Source organism: Thalassospira sp. MCCC 1A01428 (assembly GCF_002115825.1).
Taxonomy (GTDB): domain Bacteria; phylum Pseudomonadota; class Alphaproteobacteria; order Rhodospirillales; family Thalassospiraceae; genus Thalassospira.
The window spans coordinates 267,682-285,973 of sequence record NZ_JFJZ01000001.1 but is presented as its reverse complement, the minus strand read 5'-3'; the positions used below and the strand labels follow the sequence as shown (position 1 = coordinate 285,973).

At 56.7% G+C, this 18,292-nt stretch carries 18 protein-coding genes; 14 read left to right on the top strand and 4 right to left on the bottom strand.

Features of this window, described 5'->3' with window-relative positions:
- Window positions 1–171 precede the first annotated feature (171 nt).
- Together THS27_RS01325 and THS27_RS01315 are read left to right on the top strand one after the other, a co-directional pair.
- Window positions 172–927, top strand: coding sequence for a hypothetical protein (locus THS27_RS01325; protein WP_085587192.1), 756 nt, complete (start codon window positions 172–174; stop codon window positions 925–927).
- Window positions 928–1,659: 732 nt separating this feature from the next.
- Complete coding sequence (locus THS27_RS01315) at window positions 1,660–1,974, top strand: DUF736 domain-containing protein (protein WP_085587191.1); 315 nt, start codon at window positions 1,660–1,662, stop codon at window positions 1,972–1,974.
- A 94-nt stretch (window positions 1,975–2,068) separates the two neighbouring features.
- On the opposite strand, the gene THS27_RS01310 is transcribed toward THS27_RS01315, so the two are convergent.
- The 3 genes from THS27_RS01310 to THS27_RS01300 form a co-directional block, all read right to left on the bottom strand.
- Window positions 2,069–3,871 (bottom strand): ATP-binding protein, encoded by a 1,803-nt coding sequence (locus tag THS27_RS01310; RefSeq protein WP_085587190.1) that lies wholly within the window; start codon window positions 3,869–3,871, stop codon window positions 2,069–2,071.
- Window positions 3,868–5,070: an SIR2 family protein gene (locus THS27_RS01305; protein ID WP_168184792.1), complete on the bottom strand. Its 1,203-nt coding sequence runs from the start codon at window positions 5,068–5,070 to the stop codon at window positions 3,868–3,870. Before THS27_RS01305 ends, THS27_RS01310 begins: the two co-directional genes overlap by 4 nt.
- 97 nt (window positions 5,071–5,167) lie before the next feature.
- Window positions 5,168–5,455 (bottom strand): helix-turn-helix domain-containing protein, encoded by a 288-nt coding sequence (locus tag THS27_RS01300; protein WP_085587269.1) that lies wholly within the window; start codon window positions 5,453–5,455, stop codon window positions 5,168–5,170.
- A 285-nt stretch (window positions 5,456–5,740) separates the two neighbouring features.
- On the opposite strand from THS27_RS01300, the gene THS27_RS01295 reads away from it, so the two are divergent.
- The 9 genes from THS27_RS01295 to THS27_RS01250 all read left to right on the top strand — a co-directional run bounded on the left by THS27_RS01295 (window position 5,741) and on the right by THS27_RS01250 (window position 13,165).
- Window positions 5,741–6,070 (top strand): DUF2958 domain-containing protein, encoded by a 330-nt coding sequence (locus THS27_RS01295; protein WP_022989477.1) that lies wholly within the window; start codon window positions 5,741–5,743, stop codon window positions 6,068–6,070.
- Between the two features lie 321 nt (window positions 6,071–6,391).
- Window positions 6,392–7,189: a DNA -binding domain-containing protein gene (locus tag THS27_RS01290; RefSeq protein ID WP_085587188.1), complete on the top strand. Its 798-nt coding sequence runs from the start codon at window positions 6,392–6,394 to the stop codon at window positions 7,187–7,189.
- A gap of 83 nt (window positions 7,190–7,272) precedes the next feature.
- A complete protein-coding gene (locus tag THS27_RS01285; RefSeq protein WP_085587267.1) occupies window positions 7,273–7,557 on the top strand; it encodes an AlpA family transcriptional regulator in 285 nt (94 codons plus the stop codon).
- Between the two features lie 26 nt (window positions 7,558–7,583).
- The gene (locus THS27_RS01280) at window positions 7,584–8,438 is read left to right on the top strand and encodes a replication initiator protein A (protein WP_085587268.1); all 855 of its coding nucleotides are present in this window, start codon (window positions 7,584–7,586) and stop codon (window positions 8,436–8,438) included.
- A gap of 286 nt (window positions 8,439–8,724) precedes the next feature.
- Entirely contained in the window at window positions 8,725–9,363 is a 639-nt protein-coding gene (gene parA / locus THS27_RS01275) for a ParA family partition ATPase (protein WP_085587187.1), read from the top strand.
- Window positions 9,360–9,611, top strand: coding sequence for a chromosome partitioning protein ParB (locus THS27_RS01270; RefSeq protein ID WP_022989482.1), 252 nt, complete (start codon window positions 9,360–9,362; stop codon window positions 9,609–9,611). The genes parA and THS27_RS01270 overlap by 4 nt, the downstream gene beginning before the upstream one ends.
- The gene (locus THS27_RS01265) at window positions 9,608–10,141 is read left to right on the top strand and encodes a DUF2840 domain-containing protein (RefSeq protein ID WP_085587186.1); all 534 of its coding nucleotides are present in this window, start codon (window positions 9,608–9,610) and stop codon (window positions 10,139–10,141) included. Before THS27_RS01270 ends, THS27_RS01265 begins: the two co-directional genes overlap by 4 nt.
- Complete coding sequence (locus THS27_RS01260; RefSeq protein WP_085587185.1) at window positions 10,138–10,737, top strand: S26 family signal peptidase; 600 nt, start codon at window positions 10,138–10,140, stop codon at window positions 10,735–10,737. The genes THS27_RS01265 and THS27_RS01260 overlap by 4 nt, the downstream gene beginning before the upstream one ends.
- Before the next feature lie 436 nt (window positions 10,738–11,173).
- Complete coding sequence (locus THS27_RS01250; RefSeq protein WP_085587183.1) at window positions 11,174–13,165, top strand: relaxase/mobilization nuclease and DUF3363 domain-containing protein; 1,992 nt, start codon at window positions 11,174–11,176, stop codon at window positions 13,163–13,165.
- A 20-nt stretch (window positions 13,166–13,185) separates the two neighbouring features.
- Here the strand turns inward: THS27_RS01250 and THS27_RS01245 are convergent, their stop codons facing one another.
- On the bottom strand, window positions 13,186–13,977 hold the full coding sequence (locus THS27_RS01245) for a TetR/AcrR family transcriptional regulator (RefSeq protein ID WP_246832789.1): 792 nt from the start codon (window positions 13,975–13,977) through the stop codon (window positions 13,186–13,188).
- Between the two features lie 95 nt (window positions 13,978–14,072).
- Here THS27_RS01245 and THS27_RS01240 point away from each other — a divergent pair, with 95 nt between their 5' ends.
- Genes THS27_RS01240 through THS27_RS01230 form a run of 3 tightly spaced genes read left to right on the top strand, consistent with a single transcriptional unit; the run spans window position 14,073 to window position 18,290 of the window.
- Window positions 14,073–15,572, top strand: coding sequence for an efflux transporter outer membrane subunit (locus tag THS27_RS01240; protein ID WP_085587182.1), 1,500 nt, complete (start codon window positions 14,073–14,075; stop codon window positions 15,570–15,572).
- Window positions 15,569–16,750, top strand: a complete 1,182-nt coding sequence (locus THS27_RS01235; protein ID WP_210402796.1) for an HlyD family efflux transporter periplasmic adaptor subunit — start codon at window positions 15,569–15,571, stop codon at window positions 16,748–16,750. The genes THS27_RS01240 and THS27_RS01235 overlap by 4 nt, the downstream gene beginning before the upstream one ends.
- 4 nt (window positions 16,751–16,754) lie before the next feature.
- Window positions 16,755–18,290 carry a DHA2 family efflux MFS transporter permease subunit gene (locus tag THS27_RS01230; protein WP_085587181.1) on the top strand — a complete coding sequence of 512 codons (1,536 nt, stop codon included), beginning with the start codon at window positions 16,755–16,757 and terminating at the stop codon, window positions 18,288–18,290.
- Window positions 18,291–18,292 lie beyond the last annotated feature (2 nt).

Sequence of the window (18,292 nt, the reverse complement as noted above, 5' to 3'; positions counted from 1 at the left end):
CTTTATCTTCTTTGTGTGGCAGCAGATATGCCTTATCATGAGCAGACAGCCGCGTCACGCTGAACCTGCTGCCGGGTTAAACGACGTTTCTTCCTCGCTTTTTTCGTTGACCGTGCCTATTCCCGGTCGATGCGTAATCGGCAGACATCGACCTTGCAAGAGGAATCTGGCATGTCTGACTCTACGTTTTTTGTTTCCAAGTCCGCTGTGCGCGCGCTCAAGCAGAGTGCACAACGGCATGTTCGTGGTGTTTCTTCTTCCCACCTGAGTGAAGGGGTTGCGGCAGCTTTGGGTTTCAAGACCCACGCTGCGCTGCGAGCCGCGCTTGAAGGTCGTGCAACCGCCGAGGCCCAGAAGCCCAGCAATGCTAGGCTAGTGCAGCGTCTGCGCCAGCTAGGTTATACCTCGGTGCCTGATGACCTCCGATTGTTGCCGGAGTTCGAGCACTCTTATTCCCCTTTCCAGAACTTTCCGCTCAGGAAAGGACGCAGTGTGCGTTGGCGTGCATGGCGCAACCTGCTAGTAGCGGCGATCAATGCAGGTCTCGAACAGCGCTTGTTTGGGCTGTCACCAGGTGAGAACTGGTGGCCTGGCGGTGCGCCGGAAAGCCATGAGTGTGAACGCAGCACTTACCGCTTCATGGTTGATGGAGAGATAGCAGCGATTGCCAATGTGAACGCTATCAGCGGAGACGAGCTTTCCATCAGTGTCATTCTCAATCCCCGTAAAGCTGATATCCAACCAGAATGGTACTGCGGCCTGACTGACGGTGATGCGGTGGCGCATTGCTGGCTGGAGCGGCGTTTGGGTGCGTGGATTCAAGACGGTGGTGAGAACTTCAGGTGCAAGCGTGTCATGCAGTCACGGCTGGCAGATCTGACGATTGAGCCGAATGGTTATTCGGATCAAGGCAGTTTCTTCATGTAGTGACCTGTTGCAGTAGGGGCGCATTCCCGAAATAAGGCGTGTCGGCGCGATGCGCCGTCGGGCTTTCGGGCGTGCGCCCCATGCCAGCAAGCTGTCACGGCCATTCGGCGTCAATCCCTCACGTCTTCGCACCTGCGGTGCTGCGCGCTCCGCTTGCCTATCTTGCTCTGCGGTCCGTTACCGCAATGGCAATGCACCGACTACGCCCTGGCTTGCTGCGGCAGGTTGTGCGAAAGCGTGCCGTCCCCGACGCTGGCGGTTCAGCGCAATCACGTCACGAAAGACAGTTCACCGACACGCCGCCCGGCCTCGCTTCTATGGAGCTTTCACACCACTCCTCAAGCATGTGGCCGCGAGCTGCAGGAGGGACGCTCTGACCTTATCGTCGGGGCTTTGACCTGGTTCGCGTCAGGGCGCAAGCCGGTGCAGCCCTGACGCGGAAATGCCGAGTTGTCCAGGTCTCCTTTCGGAGCGGTTCGGCCCAAGGCGTCCTTGTGTCGTTGTGAATCCTGGCGGTGGCCCGGCTGCGCCTCGGGCTTTATGACTGCAACCGTGCGGCGCAAACAATTTCCCCTGCGCTGGGCGCATTCCTCGCGGGACAAATTGTTTGCGCCTTCCGGTTCTTCACTACGTTGCGACCGCAAGCGGTGCAGCCAGCCCGTCCCCCGCCGCTCGGATCACAACAAGGACGCGATGGGCGCGAACCTTGTTTAACCCGAAAGGAGAAACACCATGGCCAACATCGGCACTTTTACCGCAGACAAAGACGGCTTCACCGGCACTCTTCGCACCCTGACGCTCAACGTCAAGGTCAAGCTGGTGCCCAACGACAAGGGCGACAGCGAGAATGCTCCAGACTTTCGCCTCCAGGCCGCTGGGCACGACATCGGCGCGGCGTGGAAGAAAACCAGCGAGGCCGGGCGAGACTACCTGTCCGTCACCGCCGACGACCCTTCGTTCCCGGCTCCGGTTTACGCTCGCCTGATCGAGGGCGAGGACGGCACGCACGACCTGATCTGGTCGCGCAGCAAGCCCCAGGCGGCGTAAGGACCGGAGTACCCCGCCACTTCAGCGGGGTAACTCCATTCGCATGTCAGCGACTCGCTTGTGAGTAATCTACGAGGAGAGTAAAACCCTCGAACTAGCTACGGGCATCTTCATTGTCGTTAGCGGATGCGCTCCAAAGCTTTTCGAGGTCTACGTCCTCGCTTGTAGGCTGCTTATTATTTGGTAAACGATCTACTTGTATCACCATCGGTAAGTCGAAGGCTGTGCCTGTAACCACACAACAACCTTGGGATAACCCTGGAATGAGATTGCGTGACAGAGTGTCCAGCGTCGAAATCGTATTGTCGATCAGGTACAGATCTCGGTCATTCACTAGTCGATGGATGAAGAAGTTATGCAGTTGAGAAATAATGGTCGGGGAGATGTCAGCAGGCCTTTGACTAGCGATCGTGACAAACATTCCAAACTTTCTCCCCTCTTTAATAATTTCCTCGAATTGTTCTAGGCGATAATCTTTCCAGCTTTCACTTTCGCGTGTGGATTGGTCAGACAGGATGTTGTGGGCTTCATCGATAATGATATGAACAGTTTGGTCGGGGGGAGTGGCCACGACAGCCTTATGTGCATTGTAGTAGTGTTTGGCAAATAGCAGCGGTAAGACTTTTTTGACTTCGTTGTTGCAGCGACGTAGGGAAACGACCGTTAGCAGCCTTTCCGGTTGCGGGGCGTCTCCAATGACCAAGACTTTACGCATACTGGACAGCGACGATTCAACACGCTTCAGTAGTGGCTGGATATGTTCAAATTGAACATATCCAGCATTCAGGTCAGACATCAATTGCAGATTGACACGAAGAACGAGTTCATCAAATTCGTCAATATCTTGAATATCTAGCGTATCTACGGTCGGTGCGATGTGTGCGGCGTATTGATTTCCATCAGGATCAATGAATGCTCTGTAGTGGAAGCGACCATTACGGTACCATGTAACCTCCGCCAAGAGATCCTGAACAGCCTGGTTGTTCATGCGCCGAGCAATCGTTCGCATCAGGTCTAGCGTTGCTGGCTTAACTTCACCTGCACAGAACGACTGGCGGAACTTGGATTTCGCGTAGTTCGCCAATGCGGCACGATTGCCGCCGTACCTCAATTTCCCGGAAATAACCCGGTTTAGAAAGGGCCTCTGCGTATTGGTGGTCGCTTGGAAAAGCAATGACAGCGTTTCAATATCCCAAAACTCTTGTGGTGCCAATGGAAAGCGGGCATTGGAATCATGAGGGTCTGGATTTGTCAGGGTGGAGAGCTGGTAGACGGTTTTGTGTGCCGCTGGGGCCAACTGTTCGCCTCCATATTCCCCGTTGAAGTCGAGAATAATGAAACGGCTCTTCCCAGAGATTAGCTGGAGTTTTTGATCAAAGAGAACGGAGTAGAGCTTCGCAAGCGTATTGGACTTTCCGCTACCAGTATTACCAAATATGCCAACGTGGCTATTAAAGAGACGTCTCCATGGAAGCCCTACTGCGATTTCCTCTTTCAGCATGTGTCCGATTTTGAAATCGCCATCAGAATTTCGGTCAAAGATGGATCGTATTCTCTCCTCCGGCATTAGAAATGCCGGGTCCTGAATCATTGGCAAGTACTTTATTCCTTGAGAAAAGCCTGCATGGTCAAAGAATCCAATGGGTCTAGCTTCAACCTTCCTCACATAAGAGGGCTTTCCATCCCTTGTTTCAATTCGGCTTTCGTCAAGGTATTCACCCTCAACCATGCATATGATGTCTCGAAAACCACGCTGGATAGAAAGGTATTCGCGGATTGATACCCCTTTATATTTCTTGCCATCGTAGAATAATGACTCCTTACTAGACGTCTCGTCGATTTTGAGAATCACCTTCGTGCCATGAATGGCGATGACATCGCCAACTCGGATGCTCATACGCTTGCTTCGGCTCCATCGTCTACCGCATCAGATCCTGCCTCAACCACAGATTGTGCTGTTTCTTTTGTTTCTGGCCATGCCAGAACCTTTTTGTTGAACGTGGTGAAATCTAAGTTTTCCCCATCAATGGTTAGACACTGGACATTGCGGTAGCTTTTGAATTTCTCACACATCACTTGGTGTTCAGAGGCATCAAAGCAGCATACAAATACCTGTAGTCCCGGGTTTGACAAGGAGCGCATCACAAGGTTGAGGATATGTTCGTCAGCGAAGGAAAAACCGAAGGTAATAAGCACTGCATTGGGTTTCTCAAGCTCATAGCTGAGCAACCGGAGCATCTGGTAGTAGTGTTCCTCATACACGGTTTCATGGAACTTCCACTTGGTCGGGTTGACGATAGGTATCTGTTCATACTTCGCCCAAAATGTGGATAGGGCATCGTCATCAAAATTTGGTTCTTGCAAATCTTCGAGCGTGGCAGCGGAACTATTGAGAGTCTCTGAAAATTGCTGCAACACAGTTGTCGAGTCTTCGTTCAGCAACGACTCTTTGGATAAAATATCGTAGTCGACTACGATCGCACTATCTGCTTTGCTCCAATACACGGAGCCGTGGAGATGGATCAGGTTGATTTGTGGGATGCTGCTTTGATAACGGCCGAAAACACCGGTTTGGCAAAGATAGGAGCCGAAATTTCTAGCCTGCAATATCCGTTTAGTAAAACCTCGCGAGCCATCATTCAAGACAAAGTCCGTATTTCCCTCTTTGAGCAATTGGTCGGCTACAAGAGGGAAGCATCCATCGTAATTCGTTGTGAAAACGTTGCAGCAACGATCCAACGCCTTTCTCCGTTTGACCATTTCCAAAATTGTAGTGAGAAAAGTGCGATAGTTCTCGATGACCGGCCTGCCTGAGTCGGTAGCCGTTGCTGTTTCAAGGGTGAGTTGTTCTGCAGGCCTGATGCAGGTGGAGTAATAGTGCATGAATAATGGAACAAAACGCCGATCACGGTCTTTCTCGAATTTCGTCGCCAGCTCTTCTAGCGTAAATTTTCGACCATTCTCATCAGATAGTTGGAGTTGCAGCGTAGGAAGAAGTCCAAATGAAGCTCCTGAGCCAAACAGGAAATTGATATCCTTGTCGTAAATATCACTGATAGAGATCACGTCTTCCCCCGTATGGTTGTTGTTCGTCATCCTGCAAGATGTTGGAAGTCAATAACTTGTGCGTGACAGTCAAAATAGGTTGAAGTTTTTCCGCTCTTTGCAACAGTAGATAGCTCACCTCAATTACTTAAAGGTCGTTTTTAGTAATCTCTTCCAACTCTTGGCGAACCAGCGCCAACAACTCGTCGGCCTGATTTTCACTGTCACCGCTGTAGGCCAGCGTCAGTAGCGTCAAGGGGTGAACTTCCATCACCTCACACAGCTCAGCCAGCTTGCTGAGGGTCGGGCTTTTCAGATCGCGCTCCAGGGTACTCAGGTAGGTACGGCTGGACACATCAGAGAAGGCTTCCTGGCTCAAGCCACGCGCCTTTCTGACGGCCTTCAATGCCTTCGCCAATGAGTACTGTTCTGCCACCAATGGTTTCCCCTCAAAAACCAAGATGACAGCCTATTGCGCCCTATAGGGCTACAATCTATAGTGTTCATTTGGTATTACTCTGTGTTTTCGTGCCTTTACGGAAATCCGCTTTTGCGGATCATGTGCCATCCGGAGAGCCGTATTCGTGCCTTTGCTGATAGACGCCAATGCGCTTTCACACTTCTACGTTTTCGTGGAATTGAGGGAGTGCGCTTGCGTGTGTTTGTACACAAACGCTGATGCGGTTCTGCGGTTCAGTGCCTTTGTGGTGGGTGGGCGGCCATGACTGCACTCGTCACTGATGCGGAGCGTGCGCAACTGCTTGCCAACAATCAGGAGGCCGACCCGGTGCCCGTTGTGCGCTTATTCACCCCGGATGCGCACGCCACCTGGCTGCTGGCCTCGCTCGACCCTGCCGATGGCGACACCGCCCACGGCCTGATCGACCTGGGAATCGGTATGCCTGAGTTGGGGATGGTGAAATTGTCCGATCTGGCGTCCATCGTCGGGCCGCAGGGACAGCCTGTGATGCGTGATCGCTACTTTCAGCCGGTGCGGCGACTATCGGAATACCTGCGGCTGGCCGAGGAAAATGGGTCAATGACCGACTGAACCGCCACGTCAGTGGCGGCCCACTGTGTCTTTTTAGGTCTGACCTCAGACCGACAGGGTCTGGATAAGCAACCTTGCACCGACGCAGTGCATAGCTGCCCGAAACAGTCATGATGCACGGCGCGGCTTTTGGCAGGCTGGCCAATACGGCACGCCATTTTGGGGCGAGCCGTCGTCGCATTCGGACGAAACCCGCAACGCACCGGAGCCAATCGGTCTTGACGCTGACAATATACCGTTTCACCCATGATGTTGCGATGATGGCTTCATAGTGCAATTTTCCACCGTGGCGACGTTCCTCAAGCCGAGGGAGGTTGCGCCATGGCTGATTCCTGCGCCCCGTCCTGGTATCCGACGGCGGCCTATCTCTACGTCCTGCACCTGGATGGCCAGGCGCTGGCCTGGGAGTATCTGCGCCGCCACCCGGATTACCGCCGGGACTGGCGCCGTTGCCGTCGATCTGATGCGGCACAACGCTGGGGGCTGCGCCTGCTGGAAAACCCGACCCTGGATGCGCGCGACGCGCACCCCGCTTGGTTTCCCGATCATGATGCCGTGCTGCAACTCTATCCGGATACCGACCCACCGCCCGAGGCGGTGGCCTTCGCGTTGTGGCAGCTTCCTGGCCACAAACACCTGATCCATGATGGCCAGCGTCTGTTGTTGGTAAGCCGCTGGGCGGGTGGCTGCCTGCGCTTCGCGTTGGCACCAGATCTGGCCGATGGCATGGCCTACGCATATGCCGTGCGGGCCAGCGACGCCTCCCAGGCACATTGTCAGGCGCTGTCGGCTTCCCTGAAGCAGTTGGCCACTGCCACCGGCACGTCTCTTGTGGCAGTGACTCGACCACGGCCCTCTCTCACGAGCTTATTGGAACTGCATACCTTGCAGGCGCTCGACGCGACCCTGGCGGGTGCGTCCTTGCGCGAAGTGGCCGAAGGGCTGTTCGGTACTGATGCAGTCGCGGCCGACTGGCACGCCGACAGCGCCTTGCGTGCCCGCGTGCGCCGTCTGGTTCGCCGGGGCAATAGGTTGATGCAGAGCGGCTATCGCCACCTGGCACAACTTCCACCTGCTGAGCAGGGGGGACGCGCGGCGGTGTCTGTAAAACGTCCCTGAGCAAACGTCCTGCCTTATCTGAGACTGCCTCCATCCGGTCACGCGGTGTGGCTGGACGTTTACAACCGATGGAGGTGCCCACCATGCGACCCAATCCCTCGCGGCCCGCTGCTGCCGCAACTGATGCGCCCGCGCAGCCCCAACGCTACCTGACCAATGACGAAGCCGCCGAGTATCTGCGCTTGTCGCCGCGCACACTGGAAAAACAGCGCGTGATTGGCGGTGGCCCCAAGTTTCGCAAGTTCGGCCGTCGCGTCATGTACGCCGTGGCTGATCTCGATGCCTGGGCCGACGCGCGCAGTTATGAGGCCACGTCCGATCCCGAATACGCCGAACGCCACGCGGGTGACTACCGTGATGGCCGCTGATCGGCAGTGTGTCGGTGGCCATCGTCATGCCCAACTCATCGCTGCCGTCGCGGCAGCAGCCAGCGCAGCGGGAACAGCTCGATCTGTTCCGCGCACTGCCGGGCGAGGACATGGCGCCGCGCGATGCCCAGGACCTGATGGCCTATCCGTTCTTCTCATTGGCCAAGTCGCGCCGTATCGCGCCGATCGACTTTCGCAGTGGCAATATCACCCTGCGCGTCGAAGGCACCCAGGAACACGGCATCGCCACCATTTGGGACGCCGACATTCTGATCTGGGCCGCCAGCCAGATCGTGGAAGCCCGCGATGCGGGCATCCAGCCGTCACGCCGGATGCAGGCCACGCCCTACGAGATCCTGCGTTTTATCCGGCGCGGTACCTCATTGCGCGACTACCAGCGCCTCAAGGCCGCGCTCGACCGGCTGCAATCGACCACGGTGGCCACCTCCATCCGCGAGAGCACCGGGCGGCGCCTGCACCGATTTTCCTGGATCAACGAGTGGAAAGAACTGGCCGATGCCAACGGCAAGCCGCTGGGCATCGAGCTGATCCTGCCGGACTGGTTCTACGCGGGTGTCGTGGATGCTGCCTTGGTGCTCACTATAGACCCTACGTATTTCCGGCTCACCGGCGGCATCGAGCGCTGGCTGTACCGGTTGGTGCGCAAGCATGGCGGTCGGCAGGCAAACGGTTGGCAGTTCGATTTCCCTTACCTGTATCGCAAGTCCGGCAGTCTGGCGCAGCCGCGCGATTTTGCCCGCGATCTGCGCAGGCTGGTGGTGAAGCAGTCACTGCCCGGTTACGAGTTGTCCATCGCACGTTGGCCCGGCGAACCGGAGATGCTTTTCTTTCGGCCCGTGCCGCAAACGGCACGGGGATAAGTCAGAGGATAGCGGTAGAACAAGCTGTGAATGGGCTCGTGCTATCGGGCGCGCGGAGACTCGTGCTATCAGGCGCACCGGTATCGTGCTATCAGGCGCGCAAATCGCAGGTAAGCCCAAGAACAGGAAGGTTTTTTCCGGCTCTTAACTTAATATCTAACTTAAAATCTTATCTAACCAATAATAATATACAGCTATTACGGCGGTGGATAACCGCCAGCCCGCAACAGCCAATGCGTTTTCTAGGCCGTTCATGGGGTCGCTTTCCGACAGGGAGGGTGATGCCATGATTGTCGCGTTGCTCAATCAAAAAGGCGGCGTGGGCAAGACCACGCTGGCCACTCACATTGCCGGCGAACTCGCACTACGTGGTCAGAACGTCATCTTGCTGGATGCCGACCCGCAGGGCTCGTCGCTGGACTGGACGCAGCGCCGAAGCCAACAAGGCTTGCCCCGGCTGTTCAGTGTCGTCGGGCTCGCCCGCGAAACCCTGCACCAGGAAGCCCCCGAACTCGCTCGGCGCGCTGATCACGTCATCATCGACGGGCCACCCAGGATCGCCGCTCTGGCGCGCTCCGCACTGTTGGCCGCTGAACGTGTACTGATCCCGGTGCAGCCCAGTCCCTACGACCTGTGGGCCAGTGCCGAGATGGTGGCGCTGGTTCGCGAGGCCCAGGTGTTCCGCCCGCAGCTCATGGCGGCGTTCGCCATCAACCGGCGGGTCAGTACCACCGTGATCGGGCGTGAAGCCCGTCAGGCCCTCGTGGAACAACCGCTGCCCGCACTGCGCGCCGAGGTACGCCAGCGCATCGTCTTTGCCGATAGCGTGGCCGCTGGTCGCCTGGCACGTGAAATAGCATCAGACAGCCTCGCTGCTCGTGAAATCACGGCGTTGGTGGATGAACTGTTGCGGTGGCCGTTATGAGCAAGACACACAGCAAACGCATCGGCATCGGTGCGCGTCCGCCCGCCAATCCACAGGCGGAGGCATGGATTCGCCAGGGCGACGCCGATGCTGTCAACAAAGGCGACCTCTACACCGCCCGATTGACCCTCGACATCACACCCGCCATGCGGGCACGCATCAAAGTGTTGGCCTTCACGCAGGGCGTGACCGTGGCCGAGTTGCTGCGCGCGTTGCTGGAACGCGAGTTCCCGGAGAATCCATCATGAACACACAGTCTTCGGCGACGACGACAGCATTGCCGCCACCGCTTGCCACGTTCTCCGGTCAGAACGATGGCGCACCGTTGACGCGCGTCTTGCTGGCCTATTTCGAATCCCGCTTCAAGCTTTACCTACGCTTCGGTGAACCCGTGCGCGTCGTTCGGTTCGACCGCTGGCGACGCGTGGCGGTGTTCCCGCTGGGTGCCATAGTCTGCCGCATTCGCTGGCAGGCGAACGACTACGGCACGGTGCGTTGGCAACTGATGGTAATGCAGGCTGGTCTGCCACGGGATGTCATGCAGCGCATCCCCGGCGTGCAGCCCGGCGCGCGCCTGCTGCTGCACACTGAAGGCGACCATGCTGTGCGCACCGTGCTGGCATGCATCGACGCTATTGAAGCCTTGGGGATTGCACCGGTAACAGTGTCGCCTGCGTACTGGCGTACGCTAGCCAACCGACTCGCTGCGGGTTTTCCGTTGCCCGAATATACCACCGAGCGGCATGCCGCTTGGCTGGCCGGGAGGACATTGTCATGACACTCCATATCACTGAGTCAGGATCCCCTCAAACAGCGCCGCATTTTCGCTCGCGCCACCGCGTCTGCATCGTTTTGGCGGTTCTGTCCGCCTGTGGCCTTGCCGCACTGGCCTGGGCGTCTTTTGTGCAGCCACTACCGCGCCTGATCTACAACCCATCCAACAGTGTGGCAGTGGGTTGGTACCGCCTTGATCCGTTACAACATCAATCTGGTTCGTCGCCACTTCGGCTGGAGGTCGGCAGCGTCGTTCTGACCACTTTGCCGCCAGACGCCGCCATCTTGGCGGCGCAACGCGGATACCTGCCAAACCACATTCCATTGCTGAAACGTGTGGGTGCAGTCGCACCGCAGCACGTTTGCATTGTCGCAGGCCAGGTGCGTATCGACGGTGCATCAGTCGGAAAAACATTGTCAGCCGATCGGCTAGGCCGCCCGCTGTCATCCTGGTCAGCCTGTCGGCAGCTTCAGCCTGGTGAACTCTTCCTGTTGAGCATCACCAATCCGACGTCGTTCGACAGTCGCTATTTCGGGCCGGTCAATGTATCCGACGTGATCGGTGTCGCACATCCGCTCTGGCTGGAGACACGCCGATGATGACCGCCGATTCACTGCGCTTCATCGTGCCATCCGGCGTGTCGATACACTGGCCGTCACCACGTCGTTGCGCGTGCAGTGCGAGCGCCGATCCTACGTATCGAGCATCGCATTTAGCGCTGCCTTCCCACGTGCAGACGTCTTGCCTCGAACACGCCCGGCCTACGGCCATTGGCGTGTTCCCCAGCGGGCTGTCTGCCAGCAGCACAGCGCCGCCGGGCCGCCGACGCCCTGAGCGTCAGCGAAGGGCAAAGGCGGAAGGCAAGACAAAAGGGGGCGGCACCTGGCGGCCCGCAAAGTCAGTCTGCACGTGGGGGGTATGCGGCACGATGCGGCTTTGCCGCCGTGCCGTGAGATGTATGAAGCCTGCGTCAACTCTGAGATACCGGCGTGCTTCATACGACGAAGCACGCCACCCTTTGCTAGTGGCGTGGTTATGAGTGACCAGCGTGATGATGACTTTCGACTCCGCCCCGGCACCCCGAAACACCGGGGCAAGGGTCAGGGTTTCGTTTCCAAAGTCCTCAAGCAGACGGGGAAGACCAGTGGTGGCAAATCTTCGGCACGGGGTCAGACATCGGTGGGCAACACCGGCCAGCGCCCCGGTTCGCGTTTGGGCCGTGGCCATACGGCGGCTCAATTTACGGGAAAATCCCTGACGCCGTTCTCTCGCCGAGTCACCATCAAAACCTTGCTGGTCAATCAACGCTGGGCCAGCCCGCAGTCGCTGGCGAAACACCTGCGCTATATCGAGCGCGATGGTGCGGGCCGTGAGGGTGAGCCAGGCCGGGCCTACGGGCCGCAGATTGACGAAGCTGATCTCGATGCTTTCAAGGAACGTAGCCAAGGCGACCGGCATCATTTCCGCTTTATTCTCTCGCCCGAGGATGGGGTTGAGTTGGATGATTTGCGCACCTACACACGTCACCTGATGAGCCGGGTGGAAGCCGACCTGGGTACGCAGCTGGATTGGGTGGCAGTGGATCACTGGAACACCGACAACCCCCACACCCATCTGGTGGTACGTGGGTGTGACGACACCGGCAAAGACCTCATTATCGCTGGCGACTACATCGCCCATGGCTTCCGCCACCGAGCCGCTGAACTGGCGACGGAATGGCTGGGACGGCGCACCGAACTGGAGATCCAACAGACCTTGCGGCGTGAGGTGGAACAGGGGCGGTGGACGAACCTGGATCGCACACTGCAACGTGAGGCTGACAACGAGCACCGGGTGCAGATCAAACGCTTTAACGATCCAAAACTACAAGGCCAGAGGCAACTACTCATTGGCCGCTTGCAGCACTTGCAGCAACTGGGCCTGGCGGACGAGGTGCAGCCGGGAACCTGGGACATCCACACTGACGCCGAGAAGACCTTGCGTGCTCTGGGCGAACGTGGCGATATCATCCGCACCCTGCAACGCGCCATGCGTGGCCAGTCACGAGAACTGGCCGTCTTTGAGCCGGGCCAAAACGATCCTGGACACGGGCGTACCATTGTTGGCCGTGTCACCAGCAAGGGGCTGGCGGATGAACTGCATGATCGCGGTTATCTGGTAGTCGATGGTGTGGACGGCAAAGCCCATTACGTTGCGCTGAATGCGCGCGATGAGTTGGCGAGCTATCCCACCGGCGCGGTGGTGGAAGTACGCGGCTCCGTTGAGCAGCGCACGGCCGACCGCAACATTGCAGCGTTGGCCAACGATGGCCTGTACCGCACCGACCATCACCTGGTGATCGAACAAGGTCGGGGCAACACGGGACGCGACCCGCAAGACGTTGTGGCATCCCATGTTCGCCGGCTGGAAGCGCTACGCCGCGCCGGTATCGTCGAGCGCGTGACTGAAGGGCTCTGGAAGGTGCCGGGCGACTTGCCCGAGCGTGGCCGCCAGTACGACGCGCAGCGCCTGGGTGGCGTGGCGGTGGAACTGAAATCCCACCTGCCCATTGAGCGGCAGGCCCGTGTGATCGGGGCTACCTGGCTGGATCAGCAATTGATCAAGGGTGGTAACGACTTGAGTGACTTGGGCTTTGGCAGCGACGCAAAACAGGCGATGCGGGAACGCGCGGATTTTCTGGTCGAACAAGGGCTTGCCGAAAAGCGCGGGCAGCACATCGTCCTTGCCCGAAACCTGCTGAGAACTTTACGAAACAGAGAGTTGGCGCAAGCGGCAAAAGACATTGTAGCCGAGACTGGCCTGGAGCATCGGCCTGTGACAGATGGGCAGCGTGTGACGGGTATTTACCGGCGCAGTGTTATGCTCGCCAGCGGACGCTTCGCCATGCTGGATGAGGGTATGGGATTCAGCTTGGTGCCGTGGCGGCCGGTGATAGAACAACGATTGGGGCAGCAACTTACAGCAGTGGTGCGCGGTGATTTTGTATCATGGAAGCTGGGGCGGTCACGCGGCCCAGCAATTAGCTGACGCCGCTGGGACGTTAATACTTAAGGCTGAGTACTGTTCTTGGACTTCTTCTGAAAGGCGAGGAGAAACGCGGTAACAGCATCTTTGGCCCAGTGATCGCGCTGAGCGGCTGATGCTGGGGCATCGGGGTGCATCAAACACTGCATTTGTGCTTCGCCACGTACCATATTTACGAACAGCGAGGCGGCGGAATCAAGTCCAATGCCTCCAAGATCTAATTCACCTTTCGATACAGCGCTTTCTAGTCTTTCTGCCACTATACGATTGATCGTGGCGGGGCCGGCAAGGTAAAAGCGTCGCCCTAGTTCGGGAAACCTTGGAGCCTCGGCCGCAATCATGCGATATAGCGCTAATCCATCGGTTGAAAGGACGATCTTCAGATAGGCTTGTGCCATCGAGTTCAATATGTCTGCCAGTCGCTCTTCCGTCAGATTCGGCTGGCGAACCGTTCTCAAGAACTGTTCGCATTCTGCTTCAACGACAGCTACGAACAGCGCCTCTTTGTTCGGATAGTGAGCGTACATCGTCGACTTCGACACGCCAGCCGCTTGATGGATCATATCGGTGGTTGCCCCGGCAAAACCATTGGCAAGAAAAATATCTCTTGCTGCATTGAGAACAGCTCGCGCCTTCTTAGACAACACTGGCGCATCCCCTGTCGGAAGGCGTTGGAAAGACGTTCCGGTGCTTGAGTTGGCGGATGCGGTAACCATGTTCTGCTCTTCCCTCATTGCTGGTGTGTCTTTGGAGCATACCATGCCGAACACCATTATCATACCGGCTAGTTCGGTATTGTTTTTTCCTAACGTCATTATATTTGGCTTTATTTCCTGTGCTTCCCCTCTTGATCAAACCGAGCGGTTCGGTTTATATTTGCCAAAATGTCTAATTTCTGAAGGCGGTAACCATGCGGTATCAGCTAACTTCACTGTGGTGCATGTCACATGGGCGGGGATGTGGACTCCTCCGACGCCTGACGGCCGCCGCAATACCCTCGCTATGCGTTGTTTTGAGTTCGTGCGCACTGGTTCCTGATCTGGGGCCGGCACCACAGCCGGTCCAGGCATCCGAATTGGTATCTAAGCGGAGTCTTGCCGCGCCGGAGGCTGATTGGCCGACTCAGGATTGGTGGACCCGATTCGGCGATCACCAGTTAGACGAACTGATGATCGAGGCGTTGGCTCATTCACCTTCGATGGCACAGGCCTCGGCGCGAGTACGTGAGGCAATTTCTCGTACGCAGGCGGCCCGATCAACGTTGTACCCATCACTGGGTGCGAACGCAGCAGCGAGTAAACAGAAACTCAGCTACAACTACATCTTTCCGAAAACCGCCGTTCCTCGCGGTTGGAATGACATGGGTGAGGTCACGCTGGATTTCAGTTGGGAGCTGGATTTTTGGGGGAAAAATCGCGATGCCCTGAAGGCTGCAACATCGGAAGCTCAAGCCGTCGAGGCGGATGCTGCGGCCGCGCGGTTACTGTTGACAACAACGCTCGCGAACGCCTATGTGCAGTTGCAATATCTCTATCATTACAGGGATATAACAACCGAAACGCTTCGCAACCGCCAAGAGTCTGCCCACCTTGTGCAGCGGCGTGCCGCGGAGGGTTTGAATGCCCAGGCGGATATAGAGGAATCCGAGGTCCGGCTGAATACGGCCGAGGCTGCTCTGGCCGAATCCAATGAGTGGATACAGCTCGCCAAGAATGGTATTGCCGCCCTGTTGGGCAAAGGGCCGGACAGGGCGCTCGATATTACTCAGCCCTCGTTGTCGATCCGCCGGCCGATTGGCGTCCCTGCCTCCTTAGACGCCAATCTGCTGGGAAGAATTCCCGAGGTGGTTGCCGCACGTTGGCGCGTCGAAGCTGCTGCCAAACGTGTTGGTGTGGCACGGAGCGAATTTTACCCGAACGTCAATCTCACGGCATTCATCGGATTTCAATCCTTGGGACTTAATAACCTGACAAGTTCCGGCTCCGATGTCGGCGCTATCGGGCCGGCGATCAATTTGCCGATCTTCAAGGGTGGGAGCCTGCGCGCCAACTATCGCGGCGCACGAGCCGAATACGATTTCGCCGTCGCGTCATATGATCAGGCATTGACCCAAGCCTTGCATGAGACTGCGGATGCTCTTCAGAGCCTGACAGCCGTCGCCGACAGATCGGTGGCCACCAGTTCCGTTCTGGCCCACAGCAAAACGTCATATCGTCTGACAAAAGAACGTTACCAAGGCGGCCTCGCCAATTATCTGACAGTACTCACCGCCGAAGATGCGTTACTTCAGGCGCGGCTTGCCGATGCCGCCATTCATGCCCGCGGATACTCCCTCGATGTGGCTTTGGTGAAAGCCTTGGGAGGCGGATTCGAATCACCTTCAACCTTTGAGACGAGAGTAGAGCCGTGAGTAACGAACACGTTGAACATCATGAGAATGAACAATCGACAGCCGCTGATAACACGACCATGAAAGAAAAGCGCAAGAAAATGCTCCTGGCATTTGGCGGTGTGCTGATTTTGATAGGTGTGAGTTATTTTGTCTGGTTACTCTTCTTTGCCGGGAAGAGCGTCTCTACGGATAACGCCTATACCGACGTTGAGGTGGCAGAGGTCACACCACTGCTCAATGGCCCGGTTAAGGAGGTCAAAGTGGTAGATACCCAGACCGTTCATGCCGGAGATGTTCTGGTGGTGCTTGATGATACAGATGCCAGGATAGCCGTCAGGCGGGCCGAGGCGGATCTGGGGAGTGCTCGTCGTAAGGTCCAGCAGATTATGGCCAGTGACAAGACGCTCACCGGACAGTCTGATCAGCGCGAGGCCCAGGTACACGGCGCTGAACAATCGGTCGCTAGGGCTCGCGCCAGATATGATAAAGCCGTGCTTGACGAGAAGCGTCGCCGAAACCTCGTGGAAGGCGGGGCCGTGTCCAGGCAAGAGTTTACTGATTCTCAGGCAGAGCTGCGCGAGGCAACAGCGGCTCTGGAGCAGGCGGAAGCCAATCTCACGGCATCACGTGCCGCCAGCGTATCAGCACAAGGGGCGCGGCAAGCCAACCAGACTCTGTTCCTGGACAGCACGGTCGAGACCAACCCCATAGTCATGGCTGCCAAAGCACGGCTGGAACAGGCTCGCGTCGATCTTGAACGAACCGTCATAAGAGCCCCTGTTGATGGCATCGTGACACAGCGATCCGTGGATATCGGGCAGCACGTTCAGTCAGGCATGCGCCTGATGAAAATCGTCCCCATTAAACGCATCTATGTGAATGCCAACTTTAAGGAAACCCAATTGGGTCATGTGAGGCCAGGGCAAACGGTTCACCTGACCTCTGACCTCTATGGCAACGACGTGGTCTACAACGGTCAGATCGAGGGGTTCGCCGGAGGAAGCGGAGCGGCCTTGTCGGTGATCCCGGCTCAAAACGCTACGGGCAATTGGATCAAAGTGGTGCGGCGTCTACCGGTGCGTATCCGTCTCGACCCCGAACAGCTCGAAAGACACCCCTTGCGTATCGGCCTGTCAATGGAAGCGACAGTCGATCTGACGTCTTCGGGGAGTTCTTCGGGTCACGTGCAGGAATAGTACCATGTCTTCTTCCAACGAATTTCCGCCGCTATCCGGCCTTAAACTCGTCTTCGCGGCGATCGTACTTGCGCTGGGAAATTTCATGGTGGTGTTGGACACCACTATTGCCAACGTCGCAATGCCGACGATTTCAGGTTACCTCGGTGTATCAACGAATGAAGGGATTTGGATAATTACTTCCTACGCTGTGGCGGAGGCAATTACTGTTCCGCTCTCTGGTTGGCTAGCGCTGCAATTTGGCCAGGTTCGTGTTTTTATCGTTTCGGTTGTTGGATTCGTTATATTCTCCGTATGCTGTGGCCTCTCATGGTCTCTGCCCAGTCTGGTAATTTTCCGAATATTGCAAGGACTTACCGGTGGCCCTTTGATCCCCCTCTCCGCGACGTTGCTGCTAGCAGTTTTCCCTAAAGAAAAATCCAATATTGCAATGGCTATTTGGGGCATGATGACCGTGGTGGCACCGATTTTTGGCCCGATACTTGGCGGCCTGATTACCGACAATTGGAGTTGGCATTGGGTATTTTACATCAATATCGGTTTCGGTCTTTTGGTGGGGGTAGGAAGCTGGTGGGTACTGAAGGGACGAGAAACGATCATTAAACGCTCTCGTTTCGATGGCATTGGCTTGGCACTTCTCGTTATTTTCGTGACAGCGTTTCAAGTAATGCTGGACAAAGGGCGTGACCTGGATTGGTTTTCGTCCAACTTCATTGTGATTTGTGCCATTGTCTCAGCGATATCATTAGTGGTTTTCATCATCTGGGAACTGACCGATAAAGCGCCCGTTATCGATTTGTCCGTCTTCAAATCACGCAATTGGCTGGTTTCGACGATCGCCCTTTGCCTGATGTTCGGTATCTTTTTCGGCAATATTGTCTTGACGCCACTGTGGTTACAAAAGTTCATGGGATATACCGCAACTTTAGCGGGGTATGCGACCGCACCCATGGGCGTCCTCGCCGTCGTAACCGCACCTATCATAGGCCGTCTATTGCCAAAAGTTGATCCACGCTTGCTCGTCAGTTATGGCATGGGCATCTTGGCGGTTTCATTCGGCATGAGAGCACTTCTGACAACGCAAGTGGATTTTATGTCCGTGGCAATCCCTATGTTTGTACTGGGCGCGGGTGTGCCCGCCTGCCTCATCACGCTCACATCCTTGGGGGTTTCCGACCTGCCAGAAGAGAAGATTGCCGGCGGCGCGGGACTACAGAATTTTCTTCGCGTCTTGTGCATGGCAGTTGGCTCGTCGCTCACCCAGACCTATTGGGAACACATAACCAAGTTCAATCGTGTGGAACTTGTTACGGCTATCGACCCCCAGACGCCCATGCAGATCGGTTCACAGCTTGAGAATTTGGGTGTTCCCTCTCAAAGCGCGGTGGCGATGTTCTCCCAAATTGTGGACAGCCAGGCGGTGATGCTGGCAACCAACGACTTCTACCAATCCGCGACAATTATGATGCTTGCGTCCATCGGTGTTATCTGGTTCGTCAAGCGACCGAAAGGCCCCCTTAAGAAAGTCACGGGCCATTAGGT

What these genes read in the sequence shown, in the direction of transcription:
- THS27_RS01325 (WP_085587192.1), top strand. Translation starts at nt 172, where the DNA reads ATGTCTGACTCTACGTTTTTTGTTTCCAAGTCCGCTGTGCGCGCGCTC.
- THS27_RS01315 (WP_085587191.1), top strand. Translation starts at nt 1,660, where the DNA reads ATGGCCAACATCGGCACTTTTACCGCAGACAAAGACGGCTTCACCGGC.
- THS27_RS01310 (WP_085587190.1), bottom strand. Translation starts at nt 3,871, where the DNA reads ATGAGCATCCGAGTTGGCGATGTCATCGCCATTCATGGCACGAAGGTG.
- THS27_RS01305 (WP_168184792.1), bottom strand. Translation starts at nt 5,070, where the DNA reads ATGACGAACAACAACCATACGGGGGAAGACGTGATCTCTATCAGTGAT.
- THS27_RS01295 (WP_022989477.1), top strand. Translation starts at nt 5,741, where the DNA reads ATGACTGCACTCGTCACTGATGCGGAGCGTGCGCAACTGCTTGCCAAC.
- THS27_RS01290 (WP_085587188.1), top strand. Translation starts at nt 6,392, where the DNA reads ATGGCTGATTCCTGCGCCCCGTCCTGGTATCCGACGGCGGCCTATCTC.
- THS27_RS01285 (WP_085587267.1), top strand. Translation starts at nt 7,273, where the DNA reads ATGCGACCCAATCCCTCGCGGCCCGCTGCTGCCGCAACTGATGCGCCC.
- THS27_RS01280 (WP_085587268.1), top strand. Translation starts at nt 7,584, where the DNA reads ATGCCCAACTCATCGCTGCCGTCGCGGCAGCAGCCAGCGCAGCGGGAA.
- parA (WP_085587187.1), top strand. Translation starts at nt 8,725, where the DNA reads ATGATTGTCGCGTTGCTCAATCAAAAAGGCGGCGTGGGCAAGACCACG.
- THS27_RS01270 (WP_022989482.1), top strand. Translation starts at nt 9,360, where the DNA reads ATGAGCAAGACACACAGCAAACGCATCGGCATCGGTGCGCGTCCGCCC.
- THS27_RS01265 (WP_085587186.1), top strand. Translation starts at nt 9,608, where the DNA reads ATGAACACACAGTCTTCGGCGACGACGACAGCATTGCCGCCACCGCTT.
- THS27_RS01260 (WP_085587185.1), top strand. Translation starts at nt 10,138, where the DNA reads ATGACACTCCATATCACTGAGTCAGGATCCCCTCAAACAGCGCCGCAT.
- THS27_RS01250 (WP_085587183.1), top strand. Translation starts at nt 11,174, where the DNA reads ATGAGTGACCAGCGTGATGATGACTTTCGACTCCGCCCCGGCACCCCG.
- THS27_RS01245 (WP_246832789.1), bottom strand. Translation starts at nt 13,977, where the DNA reads ATGACGTTAGGAAAAAACAATACCGAACTAGCCGGTATGATAATGGTG.
- THS27_RS01240 (WP_085587182.1), top strand. Translation starts at nt 14,073, where the DNA reads ATGCGGTATCAGCTAACTTCACTGTGGTGCATGTCACATGGGCGGGGA.
- THS27_RS01230 (WP_085587181.1), top strand. Translation starts at nt 16,755, where the DNA reads ATGTCTTCTTCCAACGAATTTCCGCCGCTATCCGGCCTTAAACTCGTC.